Source organism: Bacillus sp. T33-2 (assembly GCF_002860205.1).
Classification (GTDB): Bacteria; Bacillota; Bacilli; order Bacillales; family Cytobacillaceae; genus T33-2.
The window spans coordinates 123,638-139,002 of the sequence record NZ_PGVB01000002.1 but is presented as its reverse complement, the minus strand read 5'-3'; the positions used below and the strand labels follow the sequence as shown (position 1 = coordinate 139,002).

Here is a 15,365-nt window from a genome sequence, read left to right as displayed (position 1 = left end):
ATTAATTTTTTTTACTTTCTCCATTCAGCAGCTTCTTCAGGAATTAACAATTTATTATAATGACCTTTGGAATCCAGGAAGGCTTTACAGTCTTTAAAGTTTTGCAATCCGGTATCAAATTGTCCAATTAGAAATACCAGTGATCCATCCATACCACGCTTAACGTCGAAATTGTGTCCAGTTTTAAGTAGGTAGTCGTGAACTTCCATTAGTGGAGTCCCGGCATAACCACCTGTATAAATGTATCTAATCTCATTAGTCGGTCTTGGTTTTGTAAAATCAACAACAATTGAAACGTATTTAGGACTAGCAGTGATCCATTCGTGACCTGAAATTCGGTACATACCATTCTTTTCTTCAAATACTAGGTGCTCTTCTTTTTCTTTTGTTGTCCTACTGATAGGGGAGACAAAAGAGTTTCCATTTCTTATGTTTAGACCCGTGATTCCATCATTTACTTTGATCTGATATAGCATTTTGTCCATTTCACCTCCGTGAATTTGTGAACTAGAAGATGGGGCAGGGGATGGGTTTACGTCATATCTGCTATCATTAACTAACCCCATAAATTGATTTTTATCTATACTTGTTCCAGGACATGTTTTAGGCTGTTTTCCATTCATTAAGAGTTCTCTATGAAACCTTACACTCTTGCCTTTTTTGTAGAAGTATCTTGAAATTTTGATTGCAGATTCCAATTGCTTACCTTGTAATATATCGTTACCTTTATCAAAATTTCCTATCATTTCATACGCGAATGGATGCCAATTAGTACTGCCGTTATATCCAGTGGCGGATATAGGAATCTTACGAATATCACGTCCGGTGATAATATCGCCATTTTTACCAATAGTAATATTTTGAGCAATATCATCCCATTTGTTTGAGTTCTTATGTGTATTTCTCATATTTTTATGTAGCTGCAATGTTGAATATTTGGGATAATTAGAGTGATTCGGCTTCCAAGTATGGTGAACGTGATTTTCGCTAATATGCTTAGAAATATATTCGCCAAAATTTGCTTCTAGCCATTGAATGAAATCATCGACATTGTTGAACACTTTATCTGCTATCCAACTCATTAATTATTCCTCCTTATTTAATTAATTCCTTTTATAGCCCCAACGTCACATAGAGATAAGCAACAGCAATACCAATTCCAGTCGCACCAATATATTTAATAATGTCGATGAGGTTTAAGTTTTGTTTACTCAAATTGCCTTCAATGCCAGTTACTCGTTCATCTAAAAGCTCCTGTTTAGAATTTAAATTTGTTAAATTGATATTTACCCGATCCAACGTGTCTCCGAACTTTTCCATCTGCTTGCTTTGTTCTTTGCTCGTCTCAATCTGTATCTTTAGAAGTGTGTTAAGTTCAACTTGACTGTTATTACGGTCTTGTTGTTTCTCTAATAATTTTGAGTGTTCTTCTAGTTTTGTTTCGACTTTAGTTAATCGTTGATAAATGTCCTCTTGAACCATGTGTTAAACACTCCTGTACTTAGTTATTTAGTTTACAACATCACCTCAATCTGTTATAATTGAAAGAGGTTACATAGTAGCCAAAATAAAGACACCTGATTATCTCAATCCCGTGAGACAGGTGTCTTTATTGCTATTCAATTGAGAGATCCCTGTGCATTAGTCCAAATTTTAATTAATAAGTGAACTCCCTGTCCGAACCTACACCATACCTTTTTAGGAATACTTTCCTTTGAACTTTATCGATGACCACCATATCCAAGGCGAACTCATTATATTCGGTTGGGTTCCTGACATAAGTTGGCTCAACTTCGGTAATTGTATAATCAGGGTAGGCAGCAGTAGAGGTGATATTTACCAGTCCATCCACATTTTTAATCAGCCTATCCAGGTGATTGTGTCCACTGAATACGCCAACCAACTTCATCGATCCTTGTGCGGTGAAATTGACCGGAACGTTTAAGTTGAGTATTCCATCAAATTCTGTGTCCGTATATTGTGCGGTTGCGGATTGTCCTTTAATGAAAGCGGTCAGGATAGTGCGAATTGCCGCATCTGTTCGTTGCCAAGGGAAGTTCCATGTCATTCCATCCGCTTCACGGAAAATTGGGATATGACAAACAATCACTGTGTGCCATTCGGTTTTGTCATCCTTATTTGAAAAATTTAGTGCTGTATTAGCCAACCATGTCGCTTGCTGTTGTCGTATGCCACCGATTGAAAGTGGGTCATATTTCAAATAATCTTCTTTTCCATCATTATCGTTTATCCATGTTTGCGGAATATCAGATGAGTTCAGGAAGATTGCGCGTATTTTCTTATCTTCAAAATCTTTGTAATAATACATCCCCTCCTTGCTCCCCCACACTACATCCTTTTCATGGAATTTCCCTAGAACGGAATAGGTTTCATATGGGGTAAGAGTCCATGACCGTCTATTTTTCCCGTCAGGATTCAAAGTGCCCTGACTCATTCCGTTATAGTCATGGTTCCCAATTGCAAGATACAGTTTATCCTTCATGGAAAGTTTGTTTGCGATCTGCTTTAAGCCACCAAAACCGTAATATTTCTGTCCACGACCATACTGGATAGAATCTCCACCATTAAAAATCGCATCGACATTGAGTTCCCGTGCGATTTTTTCCATGACATTGTAGGCATGATCAGGGAAAGTGTTTACCCATTCCCCAACATGGTGGTCAGTCGAGTAACCGAAGGTGAAGGTGTTCTCGTTTTGCAGCATGATGACTTCATCCGTCTTGCGGTCAATGTTTTCCATGTAATACGGTTTGATGTGATTTTGACGCAAACCAGCAAACACAATCGCTTGATTTGTAGCGATAATGCCCAGTTCCCCACCCATAAATCCCGAACGGTTCTCAGCGATAATCACAAGGTTCCCCTTTGATTGCCAAGAAAAACTGTTAATCACGAATTTATCCTGATCGGCATCGTAAGCCATGAAGTATCCCCTTTGCAATCGAATACAACTTTTAACATATTCAGGATTGCTGTCAATAATATGATGGGATGGAAGGTCAGCCTTGACTTGATCAAAATTCTTCGTGATATGTTTGAATCTGGTTGCAATCCGCATAATGCCCGACCAACGGAAATATACATCACCACCGTTTTCTTGGTAAACGTAAATTGTATTAGCAGCATCAACTTCAATTGAATTGGCAAAGGCAGTGAAATCCATTTTCTCTGCTTTTTTTGCAGCAAAGAATCTAGGCAATACGCCTTCGATGGCATTCCCGTTTGAATTAGTTACCAAAAGAATGGATTGGTCAGGACGTATCGTACCATCATCATAAATCTGAATCATGTTGGTTGTTAAATCCCACACTAAAGATTGCCATCTATTCAAAGTATATGAAGCTATTTCAACGTTGATTTGATGAGAAGCCTTGTATTGTCCAGTCTTTTCGTAGTAATACAAATAGTTCTTGTAGGTCGATTTATCCGTCATTGTAACGGTCATCACTGCGTTCGTATCCGAAGAAATGCTAATGTCCTGTGTGGTAAGAGCCATATCATAGTGAGCAAACCTCAATTTTTGCAGACCTACCGCTTGATTAGCCAACTTCTCAAGTGTGATACCCCCATCTGCCACACTTCCATTTATAGGGGTGGTTCCAGCCATCGCCTGGCGTACTTCATCGGAAAGGTTAATCATTTTTATTTTGTTTGCGTCTGCTGATGTATCCAGTTCGGTTCCTGGAATCTTCACAGATTTTTCTCTTTTAGTTGAAAGCTGATTATCTGTGTACGTTTTATCTGCTTTTAAGGCTAATTGATTGTCTGTATAAGACTTGTCTGCCTTTAGTAACAGTTGATTATCTGTATAAGTTTTATCTGTTTTAGAAGATAAATCAGTTACATTCGCTTTTTTTAATAATTCCGAATTAACATATGTTGTATCGGCTTTAAGGTTTAATCCAGAGCCCAATTCAGTTTTAGTTGCTTTTTCCCCCAACTGTACATTGTGCTCATTCATTGCGGCGACTAAGCTGCCTTTTTCAGTTGTCTGTAATGCCGTTAAATCCCCAATTTTACCGTCTACTGCTTGTAACTCAGCACGAGGTGTATCACCTGCTTGAGCTATTAATTCCCATTTAGATGTGTCTGTTGGTAATATCCCTTTAGAATTTGCTATACATTTGTAAGTTGATCCATTATAAAGAACAGTATTGTTTACGACATATTGAGTTGTGTTATTATAAGCACCTTTGGAGACAAATGTATCAGCTAAATTTTTAGCCCGATTTGCTTCTGTTTGTGCAAAAGTCGCTTTTTCATCAGCATTGGAAGCCGCAGTAGTGGCTGTTTCAGCTGCAAGATTAGCTGCATCAGTTGCTTGTTCAGCGTTAGTTATTATTTCTTTTACACTAACGATTAGTCTCCAATTTGCAGTATCAGTAGGAGGGACATTAATAATACCATCAGCATTATTGTTAATACACATGTATGAAGCATTATCATATGTAACAATATTCCTTCCGTAATAAACAGCAGTGGGGGAGTAAGCACCTTTGTTTGTGAATCTCTCCGAGAGATTGATTATAGAATCGGCTTCATTCAATATATCACGTAAAGTCTGGACAATTTCCTCGTTGTTCATTTGTTTAGTAAAAATTCTTTCGGCTGCTATAAATGCAGCACCCCGACCTTTATAATTAAACATAAATCGTTGACCGTTTTTTGATTCGTGAAAAAGAACTATTCCTAAACTATAATCGCAGATATATTGATTCGCAGTTGGTGAACCACTTTTGATTTCCGATAAAGGGCTTGTTCCATCGGGTAGAGTGACAAATAGCCGATTGAATTTATCAGGTAATTCACTTAATACAACTTTTGAATTGACTACCTGAAGTGGTTCTTTTACATTTACAAACGGATCATCGGCTGTGCCTTTACGTATTTTTCCAATTACACTTTGGTAATAATCAAAGGACATTCAAAAACCTCCTCTATCAAAATAAAAGAGAGCCGTGAATTAGGCTCCCTGAATAATTTATGAAAATATTGTTTATTCTAGCTTTTCAACCTGTAAAACAGTTTTTAAGTTTCTATCTTTAAACCATGCTTTAACTGTATCACCAATATAAATTTCATCACTTCGAATTAATTTATCTTCTGTAAAATACAAACCCTTACCGTCTTCTGATACCCCATACAACCCTCCGTATTGATCTATAAAAGTAATATCAAAATTGTATGGATATGAATTTGTTATCGATCTACTTTTTATTATGGGACTCAATGCAATAAACAAGGTGACAATAATAACGAATACCAATGCAAACTTAAATATTCTCATAAATAAATCACCTCTACATACTTTATATATTAAATTATATAGTAGTTTGGCTAAATTTAACAGTAGTAATTACGGAATATTTAAATTTTTTATACAATTCTCTAATAAAAGGGCAGTCTTATTTAGTTATTATAGGTTGAACTAATTTCACATCTATACGAGCAAACACAATATCTCCTATTTTAACCATATTGATAGAATTATCGTTTAATTTTCTTTCGTATTCATCTGCATTATACACATCAACTTTAATGGTTAAGTCTTCACCGCTATGCGTAACAACCCTTACATCCATAGTATTTTCTCCTTATTGAGTATTAGTATAAATTATTTTATGTGCCCATAAATGCTTGAATGGCAGAAGTATCTTCTTTGATAAACTCTTCCTTATACATCCATTTATACCCACCAGTTTTATTTCGTTTTCCCCTACATACTTCCGTTATTTTTGAATTGTGTATTTCTAATTCTGTTTCAACTTCAACTATACTGTCCCATTCTTTTACATACTTACCGTCTAATGTAAATTGGATAACTGGTTTTCTTTTCTTTTTATCTGCATTTATTTTTGACCTTCTTAACCCTTCTTTAGCACTATAGTCGCACCAGCCTATTTGTGTACCTTGTTTCAGGTATTTTGCAATAGTGTTTCTGTTTGATTTAAGTTCATTAGCTATTTCTCCAGTGGTTTTGCCTTCATTCCATAGTTCACACGCAAATTTCACTAAGGTATTGCAAGCATATTCATGACACTTTAACCAGTCAATATTGGATAAATCAATTAAACTTTTTAGTTCACTATTTACTATACTTTTCTTAATCCATTCTAATTCAGATTTTCTGCAATCAATTATTATGTAATTCTCTATTCCATTTTCTCGTGCTAACTTTTCTTTTAATTTATCATTTTCTTGTTCTTCTAAAACATCTCTTCCACCAAAAGATTCGAAACCCCCATCGTAATGTTGTGATCCGTGGGTTTCAATAATTAAATTTAATGATGGTATATAAAAGTCATATAATTTGCTATAAGACCAATTAAACGTAATGTGAGAGATGAAATCTATTCCACTCTGAATTAACATATTTACCATAATCTTTTCAGGATAACTAATTCCATCCCCACATTTGAGACAAGAAAACTGTTGACGTGTTATAATTCTTGCTTCAGTTTTCTTTAAAAAATTACATTTTGGACATTTAAACAAATATTTCTTACCACTTCCCTTAAAAATTTTATCGGGCGATATAGAATTATTCTTAGTGAAGTCATTCAATAAATGCTCTATTGAATTATTTTTACAATAAAATTCTAATGACTCTCCATAAGAGGGAAGTTTTGTTCGGTTAATTTCTTTTAATTTTTTAACACCGCACTCTTTACATCTATCTATTCCATCACCGTTTTTTCTATTTCTTATTATAGAATCGTATCTCTGATTTACAATTTTTTTACCACATTCATCACACACTTTAGTAACTCTTATGTCACTACCTTCACTTAAATCTTTTACTTTTATTAGTATGTTTTTACTAAAGTCAATAACTTCTTTTCCTAATTTGTTTATTTTTTTAGGTATTACATATCCTAACTTCTCATATCGCTCAGTTGATATACCACGCATAGAAATTTCAATTTTATCTTCTAATATAGTTCTATTTATTCCCCCCCTATACGCCCATGAAAGCCTGTACGAAAATATTACCGTCAATTCTACCCAGGCGTTCACTTGTTAATGTGATTTCATTCCATGCACCTACAGCCATATATTGAGTAATGTCAATGTTTTGTTCATCAGTATAAAACTTTCCACCCAATGCCAATGTACGCTCAATACCATTTATAATAATTCCTACACCATAGGCACTTGTACTTGTATAAATTCCATGCAGAATGGGATGGCTGTGATTTGGAATAGATACATCATGAGTGTGATTTGGAATAGATACATCATGAGTGTGATTTGGAATACTCACACTATGGGTATGAGAATCAATCGTTACTGAATGTGAATGGCTGGGAACATCAAAATTATGCGAATGAGAAGGTATATTTATTGTGTGTGCATGTCCAAAAGGCTCTCCTGAAAAACGTACCTCGTGAAGATGGTATCCCCAATTTTCTGTACCGACAGAATTTTGTGGAACACCTGACATTGCCGAAAATTCTATAAATGTTTTAAACTCTGATGTTGTTGATGCCCCTCCACCACTAGCAGTAGATTTACTTACCCCTCCACCAGATGAACTAGTTGCTGTTGTTCCTCCTCCAGATGAGCTAGTCGCAGTTGTCCCACCGCCTGAACTGGATGTTGCAGTTGTCCCACCACCACTTGATGATGTCTGTGTACTGCTACCACCGGCTTCAGTTGTGCGTGAGTAAGAACGAAATGGTAATAATTTAAATCTTAATCTAGCTATTCGGACGGATAGAGTTTCTTCTGGTATATAGACATACAATGACAATCCATTATTTACATCAACATTATCTGTTCTTCCTTCTTGCCAAGATTGAAGGATGCCGTCCTCGTCTATAATTACATCTTGACCTGATTTATTATATAATTTCAAACCAAATTTGTTATTTTGGTATTCTCCAAGTAATAGACGTGTAATATCTTCTCTATCTTTAAGAGTGAGTAAGTTGCCTTTGATTAGAAACGTTCCTTCTTCATCACCAATTTCTAACTTTTCACCGATAATTGCTTTACCGATTAACCTTTGAGCTACAATTCCTTCAGGCATGATAGCTGTTTGCCAATTTAAACCTCCATCTAATGACAGTCCCATTACGCCAGCTTGTATCACTATCATATAGCTTGGGTTATCTGGACTTCTTACAATCATGCCACGTTCACTTATATCTATAGTTTGTTTTGCTCCAGCAGTTATTCGCTGTTCTGCTGCATCATAGGCTTGATTTAATTTATCATTGGCAAATCTCGCCTTATCAACTGCTTCATTCCATTTATATTTTGATGAATCAACCGATGTAGAAGTAGAATAGGATGATTTTAGCATTTCTAACATTCGAGCAGCGTCACCAAATAAATCTTTAACATTAGCAATGGTCAATTGAATAGACTGGCTATCATAATCAAAGGTAATTTGCGTTATTTTGGCTCTGATATCTACTTTGATTTTGTCATAACGTATCCCAATTTCATCGCCTATAGATAATTTATCCCAATTACGCTGTTCTTCTAGGACTTGAAGGAAATTTATGATATCTAAGTTGATTACCGTTTTAGGTAATTTATATTCTAAGAATTTTTCTTTTGACGCTTCCAAAAGCTCTTTATCATCGAAGTAATTTTCATCCGTCCATGTTCTGCGAATTGTAAACTGTGTACGCTCTTTGATTTGTTCCGGCGTGAAATTGTTTTCAATTGAAATTTCATTTTGAAATTCCTTAATTTGATTTTCAACGGACGTAATTTGTAATTTAATACCGTCAATTTCAACTTGCTTGGCATTAACTTCCGCTTGTTTAATAAATTCATTATAGCGAGTCAGAATGACATTGTTATCATTTCCATTGAATTCATCAAGACTTATTTCAACAATTTGAATTTCAATTCTACCTGTGCCACTCACATTGGTATGTGTTATTTCCTGGTCTGTTATTTTCTTAGCAACAAACCATTGATTGAGAGTAGGGATGGTTATAGGTGTGCCATCAATATTAATAGACAACTGGTTTGAATGTACCTTTAGCATAACTGCATTATAACTTGTTTTAGTTAGCCCATATCCAATAGTATCAGATTGATTGTTATATGTACTGTCACGATAGAAGAATGAGTCATGTGCTCTTTGTACATCTAATGTGGACTGAATAATCTTTAATTGTGTATTGAGATTAAACATCTCGGTATTTTCTATAGTTAACTGTTCTTGTAATGCTTCCTGTTGATCCAATAACGAATCAAATACGCCATCTTTAGAAGCAATTAAGTCATTGTAATCCAATATCGCATGACACAAACTATCACTCATATATTTACTGTGTTGAATTACGTTTCTGTTTTCATCACGTTCGAATGGAAACATAAAATAGGAAAAATCTTCTAAATAAGATGCGCCTGCTGGATTAACACGATTAATAGATAATCCATCTTTTCCATACACATATAAACGTGTAACCATTTCATCACTGTTAGAAGTTTTTCCTAGTGATTTTAAATATTTACCGTATCCAATGGTTAATGATTGTTTAGTACCTACTTTGGCTGGATCACGGAAATGAATTTTTCGATTAACCGTGTCATATTCAATTAATGCTCCAAACGTTTCAGCAATTTGAGATATAAAGTCTAGAGCAGTTGCTTCCGATATATCAAAACTGCGAAATTTTCCTTCGAATATTGGATCAACTTCACCGATTGACCACAGTGTATCGTCTATGGTTTCATTTGAAACTTGCCATAAACTATATGATGTAACATTATAATTACGTATTAATTTATCTGCTAATTCGTATCCCAAACTAAAAGCATGAGCAGATTTTATATCACCGGAATCACTAATGTCATCTTTAATTTCATTAATGATATACCATTCAACAGTATCATCTGACTGAACCTTTAATAAGAAACGCTCTAATACTTTATCTATGTATGGATTTCGTACAAGCGTATGATCAATTTTTTTTTCTATTTCGTAAGGCATATTAAAGGTTATTTCATTTAAATTGCCTAAGTTGATAGTTTGACTTTTGCCATAAATGAAATGTTTATTTAGCTTACCAATAATCTGTCTGTTTGGCTTGGCTAAAAATATTTGAGGTTCTATTGGTTTTAATGATGTATCAATAACACCGAACATGCGCGACCTCCTTTTCACATTAGATTATTTCATTTTGAATTGGTATTTTAGTTTAATTAAACATTTCCCGTATATTTTTAGATAATTATTTCCACGGACAAACGATAGATATTGATCGTTAAAGTCATCAAAGCGATAAGTTATACTAGAATCAATTTCTTCACTTTCACAATCAACAGTGACTATCTCATCTTTAACTAAACTAGTAAACTTAAATTCTTGTCCACTGTTTGAAAAATTAACAATCTTTAAATCCCCATTTTCTATCATAGTAATACTTAAATATGGTTTGCATTCCATATCTCCATTATTTACGAATGTAAATTCAGTTCCGTCTACAGTGTTTTCACTAAAATCAAATTCATCAAAATAAACAGGGCTGTATGCATATGGGGAGTTAGTACGAAAATTTAAAGTAACATATCCCATTTGAATCCCATTATGAATATGTTGCGAACTGTCAACACACATTGCATAATATATTCTTTGTGGGTCATCGACAGAAAAGAGGGGTTTATAATATTCTTTATCTAACAACCTAGCAATTTCTCGTCTGCGTTCATCAGATAAACTTTCATCAAAATAAAAAGAAAGAGGGAAAGAGAGAGGTTCTCTTTCCACTCCAAAATAGTAAGGTTCATCCTTGCCACGTATTTTTTCTTCATTTATGGTCTTAGTTGCTATGAATGCTTCAGTAAATAAACCAGAATCATCATTTATTTGAATACCGTTTTCTTCCAACAAATGTATCCCATCATAAACAATGCTTATACTTTCCCTCATAGTTTACGAATCACCCCTAACTGATTCAATCCTTTGTTAATGGTATCTAGAAACTCATTTGCACCTTGTCTATTACCATTTAAATTTTCTATCGTAACAGGCATGGATATATTTATAGTCCTATTACTATTGGCTGCTAAATTTGGAAGCATTGGCATTGAAGGTTGTTTAATCATAGGCTGAATCCATAATTTAGCCTTATCAATAAATTTCATCATAGATTCAAATTTCTTATGATCTTCCTTGTTCAATACTCGTTCTCCACCATGTACGAATGTAAGCCCATCATGTGGCACACTGCCACCTTTAGCGAAGCCGTTTTGTTTTAATTGTTCCAAGAGCGATGCAAGATTAGATGTCGAACCGCCACTAGAAACTCCTCCACTTAATCCACTTAATAAAAATTGTGCCTCAGAAATTTTATCAATTAAATTTTCAGAGATGCTTTGACCAATAGATTGCATATGACCAGAAACATAGGAAGAAAAGTTTCTAAGTTGTTCTGTGATGCTATTAATATTACCTGCAAGTATTTGATTACGCATTTCAGCGAAGGCACGTTCGTCATTCAATAAATTATCGTAATGTTGATTTAACTCTTCACGTTGACGGTCTAATTGTGCCTTTCCTGTTTCATATGCTTGATCTTCCATTTCCTTTTCTTTGTTAATTTGCTCTTGTTTATCTTTAAGTAGTTTATCAAGAGCATCTTGTTGTAGATCATATTGTCTATCACGCATCATTTCATTGATTTCATCTTGCATCTCAGCAATCTCTTCTGAAATTTCCGATGCTCTTTGCCTACCTGCCACAGAATCATCTTTTGACCAAACATTAAATTCTTTTTGCAATTCTTGAAGTTCTTTTTGACGCTCCGATAATGACTTGTTCCAATCTTCTTCATCTTTTTGTTGGTCAAGTGACTCTTTTTGCTTGTCAATAATTTTTTCATAGGCTGATAATTCTTCATCAAGCAAATCCATTTTACGATCATGTGACTTTTCAAACGCATCCAATTCATCATCTAATGCCTTTATTGCTTCATCACGACGAATTTCAATTGCTTTTTTATAGATATCAACTACTTCATCTGCAACTTTTTCATAAGATTGCTTAATTGCCTTGTTGCTCGATTCAATTGACTGTTGTATCTGATGAAGTGCTTGAGTACGATCTAGTATTTCTTCTTCTAGTTGTGATTTTTGTGCAGCAGTAAGTTTTTGGTTATTTCTTATTTCGAAATTCAAATAATCAATTGTTGATTGTTGCAAGTGTCTTTGAGCTTCAAATGCTAGAATTCTTTCTTTTTCTAAATTTCTCCAAGTTTGTGACAATTCATCCACACGACTTTGTTGTAAGTCGAAGTTAGCCAAATCGTCACGATATGAATTAATTTTACGGTCTTGCTCTGCTGTAACGGTTTGAACGAGAGCCAATTCGAGTTCTTGCATTTCATTTTCGATTCCAACAATATCTTGTTGTAATTGAATTAATTCCGACCTAGCTTCGTCAATGTTTTGCAAGTTTTCCGCAGCCGCTCTGGAAGCATCAGATGCAGAAGATGACACAGAGACATTTGATGATTTTAGATAATCTAGCGGATTGATTGTTTTGCCATTTTGTTCAATTTGAAGATGAAGATGAGCACCAGTTGATTGACCAGTATTACCGACTTTACCTAACTGTTGACCTGCCGAAACACGTTGACCTGCTGACACATTCAGACCATTTTGCAAATGCATGTACTTAGCAACAGTTCCATCATCTTGTTGAACGACTACCCAATAACCAGCAGATTTACTGTACGTTGCAGTTATGACTTTACCAGATTGAAGGGATTTGACCGGATCTCCTTGTTTACCGTTGGCTAAATCAAGTCCCTTATGAGTGTAACTACCTCTGTTTTCACCATATTGAGAAGTGACTCGGAAATTGTTAAGGTAGTAGCTCCCTACACTTGATGGTGCTGATGAAGTAGTAACAGTAGGAGAGGATGACTTACTTGTTACTAATCCGGTTTGTTGAATTCTACCCGAACGGATTTGAGCATCAAGTGATTTTGCTTGCTCTTGAAGTAATGTCTTCTTTTGTTCGAGTAAACCGAGTTCTGCCCTTAATGCATCTTGATATTCCCTAGAATGCTTAGGGAACCTGGCTTGGATTGCTTCTTGTTTCTCTAGTTCCAAATTAAGTGTTTCTAAGGCTTGTTTGAACTTATCTGAGAAATAGGCAGAATGCTCATATTCTTTGGATGTTTTTTTGACTGCCTCTGTATTTCTACCATGATAGTCAATAGAATTAGCAAGATTATCAATTGTATTTTGGTAATCAGGTATGCTTAAATCAATATCTACCTGTAAACCTTTTGCTCTTTGATATGCTCTAGTTGCTAATTTTTCTTGTTCAAGTGTATTTGCGTTATCAGCAAGTGTCTTGGACATTTCATTAAACTTCTGAACAATTGCATTCTGTGCTGCTAGTTCTTGTTTGAGAATATCAATTCGTCTCTTTGCTTGTATAGCAGTTGTAGCAGTTTTTGTTTGTTCAACAGTCAATGTGCCTTTAAGTAAATCCTCTGTTGCTTTCAAGAGAATGTCATTTGCACGAGCCTCTTCTTCAAGAATTGCTAGATTAACTTCTTTACCTTTTACAAGATGAGGATATGATGCCGATAATTGTTCAAGAACAGATTGTAATTCTGCGGAAGTCTGTGCGCTGTTACTTTCCATTTGAGAAAGGACTTTGTAGCTACCGATAAGTTCATAAAGGGAGTCTAGTTGATTTTCGGACACGCTGACTAGTCGTTCTGCTGCAGTTTCAAATTCTTCTTGGGCGTTTGCTAGGTTTGAAGCTGAGTTTGCGGCACCATCCATTGCATCAGAAAGGACATCTGTACCATCTGCACCAACATAAGTCATATTGGCAGCACGTTCAACTGCTTCTTTGACCTTATCCATAGTCAGATTCATGGTTGTACCATTAGTGTTAAGGACTCCCATTTCACTAACTAAACCTTGTATTCCTCGTTTTGCATTATCAAACCCTGATGAATCGCCGGAACTGTATGCATCTTGAAGTTTATCCACTAAACCAGATAGTTTAATCGAGAAACCTTCAAGTTCAGATGCATTTAATTTAGTAAAATCTAATGAAGAAATAAAGCCTTGTACACTTTGTTGAATAGTTGGGTCAATTTCAAGTTTATTGTAGGCTTCAGATACTTTTAAAACTTCATCAGTAATTTTTAGAGCAGTTGTTGCAAATTCATTTTCAAGTTGCAGTAATTCTTGTTTTGCTTGATTAACAATTGTTGGCTTTGCAACTTTTTCTAACTCTTTAATCTGCTCTCTTTTATTCTTAATGTCTGCTTCTAATCCAAAGAATCCGTCACGTTGGTCTATGTTATCCTCAAATGATTCCAAGGCTTTAAGTTTAATTTCTTCTCGTTTGAGGTCTAATAACTCTTTGGTAGCCTGGATTTCCTTATCTATTAATTCAGCAGATTTTATATGTGCTTGACCAGTAGCATCGATATGACTAATGAGAGAAGGGAAGGTGTCTCCCAGTTGTTGTTGGATTTGCAGGTATTCTGTTTCTTTCTCATTGTCCCAAGAGCCGTTGTCGCGTTCATTTGATAGTCGTTTATATGCAGTAATTAATTCTTCAGTCTGAGCCTTATTTGAAGTGAGGGCATCGATATTCTTTTGTTGAGACGCTTCAAATTCTTCTTGTTTTTGCTTAGCATCAGCATATAAGCCGATTAATTTCTCAATAGCAAAACCAACTGCTACAAATGCAGCTCCAACAATTGTGGCAGAAGCTAATCCACGTAAAGCGGCAGTCGCACCAGCAGTCGCTACTCCTAATCTTGTCATAACCCCAGATAATCCACTAGTAACTAATGCTGTTCTTGACATGGTGGAAGTGCCAAATATTAATGCTGTGGTGAATGTTCTAAACTTTGTACTCAATAGTACAGTTGCAACACCAAGCGTTCCAAACACTCCTGATAATAAGCCGAATGTATCTATCGCTTTAGCTGATACAGTCGCCAGATCATTTAACGTTTCCACTGCAGAAATTAATCCGTCTGTTACTACGGCATTCCCGGCTGAAAGAGTAAATTTATTCCATGCTGTATCAAGTCTATTTATTCGGGCTTCGAGACTATCTGCATATTTGGCTTGCTCTCGCATACTTGAACCCTGTGAATCCATTGCTGTTGCAGTGGCTTCCTGGGCTAAGGAGAAGTTATTCATCAACGCTAAGACATTCTGTTACTTTCACTTATTTTATAATAAGCTACTGACTAGTAAATTATACTAGCGGAAAAGGTTCTTCTTTAGAGTGTCTTTACACTCGACCTTTTCTCTCATAGTTTCCTATGAGGTCAGACTATATCTTCACCCTTATATAACTTATACAAGGGGCTTGGCGTGTAGTCGTT

9 protein-coding genes are annotated in these 15,365 nt (G+C 35.4%); all 9 read right to left on the bottom strand.

The annotated features are described in order from the left end of the window. Positions 1–11: 11 nt before the first annotated feature. Positions 12–1,082: a peptidoglycan recognition protein family protein gene (locus CVD19_RS24450; RefSeq protein ID WP_180953462.1), complete on the bottom strand. Its 1,071-nt coding sequence runs from the start codon at positions 1,080–1,082 to the stop codon at positions 12–14. Between the two features lie 31 nt (positions 1,083–1,113). Beyond that, the gene (locus CVD19_RS00935; RefSeq protein WP_101579996.1) at positions 1,114–1,482 is read right to left on the bottom strand and encodes a hypothetical protein; all 369 of its coding nucleotides are present in this window, start codon (positions 1,480–1,482) and stop codon (positions 1,114–1,116) included. A 175-nt stretch (positions 1,483–1,657) separates the two neighbouring features. Then, positions 1,658–4,945: a metallophosphoesterase family protein gene (locus tag CVD19_RS00930; RefSeq protein ID WP_101579995.1), complete on the bottom strand. Its 3,288-nt coding sequence runs from the start codon at positions 4,943–4,945 to the stop codon at positions 1,658–1,660. A 72-nt stretch (positions 4,946–5,017) separates the two neighbouring features. Then, positions 5,018–5,308 carry a hypothetical protein gene (locus CVD19_RS00925; protein ID WP_101579994.1) on the bottom strand — a complete coding sequence of 97 codons (291 nt, stop codon included), beginning with the start codon at positions 5,306–5,308 and terminating at the stop codon, positions 5,018–5,020. Positions 5,309–5,426: 118 nt separating this feature from the next. Further along, complete coding sequence (locus tag CVD19_RS24445; RefSeq protein ID WP_180953461.1) at positions 5,427–5,603, bottom strand: hypothetical protein; 177 nt, start codon at positions 5,601–5,603, stop codon at positions 5,427–5,429. 37 nt (positions 5,604–5,640) lie between these two features. Continuing rightward, positions 5,641–7,020 carry a zinc-ribbon domain-containing protein gene (locus CVD19_RS24180; protein ID WP_142383491.1) on the bottom strand — a complete coding sequence of 460 codons (1,380 nt, stop codon included), beginning with the start codon at positions 7,018–7,020 and terminating at the stop codon, positions 5,641–5,643. After that, positions 6,980–10,135 (bottom strand): phage tail protein, encoded by a 3,156-nt coding sequence (locus CVD19_RS00915; RefSeq protein ID WP_101579992.1) that lies wholly within the window; start codon positions 10,133–10,135, stop codon positions 6,980–6,982. Before CVD19_RS00915 ends, CVD19_RS24180 begins: the two co-directional genes overlap by 41 nt. A 24-nt stretch (positions 10,136–10,159) precedes the next feature. Next, on the bottom strand, positions 10,160–10,918 hold the full coding sequence (locus CVD19_RS00910; protein ID WP_101579991.1) for a distal tail protein Dit: 759 nt from the start codon (positions 10,916–10,918) through the stop codon (positions 10,160–10,162). Continuing rightward, complete coding sequence (locus CVD19_RS00905; protein WP_257985000.1) at positions 10,915–15,177, bottom strand: peptidoglycan DD-metalloendopeptidase family protein; 4,263 nt, start codon at positions 15,175–15,177, stop codon at positions 10,915–10,917. The genes CVD19_RS00910 and CVD19_RS00905 overlap by 4 nt, the downstream gene beginning before the upstream one ends. Between the last annotated feature and the right edge of the window lie 188 nt (positions 15,178–15,365).

Bases quoted from the DNA above. Each gene is read 5' to 3' on its own strand.
- CVD19_RS24445 (WP_180953461.1), bottom strand. From the start codon at position 5,603: ATGGATGTAAGGGTTGTTACGCATAGCGGTGAAGACTTAACCATTAAA.
- CVD19_RS00915 (WP_101579992.1), bottom strand. From the start codon at position 10,135: ATGTTCGGTGTTATTGATACATCATTAAAACCAATAGAACCTCAAATA.
- CVD19_RS00910 (WP_101579991.1), bottom strand. From the start codon at position 10,918: ATGAGGGAAAGTATAAGCATTGTTTATGATGGGATACATTTGTTGGAA.
- CVD19_RS00905 (WP_257985000.1), bottom strand. From the start codon at position 15,177: ATGAATAACTTCTCCTTAGCCCAGGAAGCCACTGCAACAGCAATGGAT.
- CVD19_RS00930 (WP_101579995.1), bottom strand. From the start codon at position 4,945: ATGTCCTTTGATTATTACCAAAGTGTAATTGGAAAAATACGTAAAGGC.
- CVD19_RS00935 (WP_101579996.1), bottom strand. From the start codon at position 1,482: ATGGTTCAAGAGGACATTTATCAACGATTAACTAAAGTCGAAACAAAA.
- CVD19_RS00925 (WP_101579994.1), bottom strand. From the start codon at position 5,308: ATGAGAATATTTAAGTTTGCATTGGTATTCGTTATTATTGTCACCTTG.
- CVD19_RS24450 (WP_180953462.1), bottom strand. From the start codon at position 1,082: ATGAGTTGGATAGCAGATAAAGTGTTCAACAATGTCGATGATTTCATT.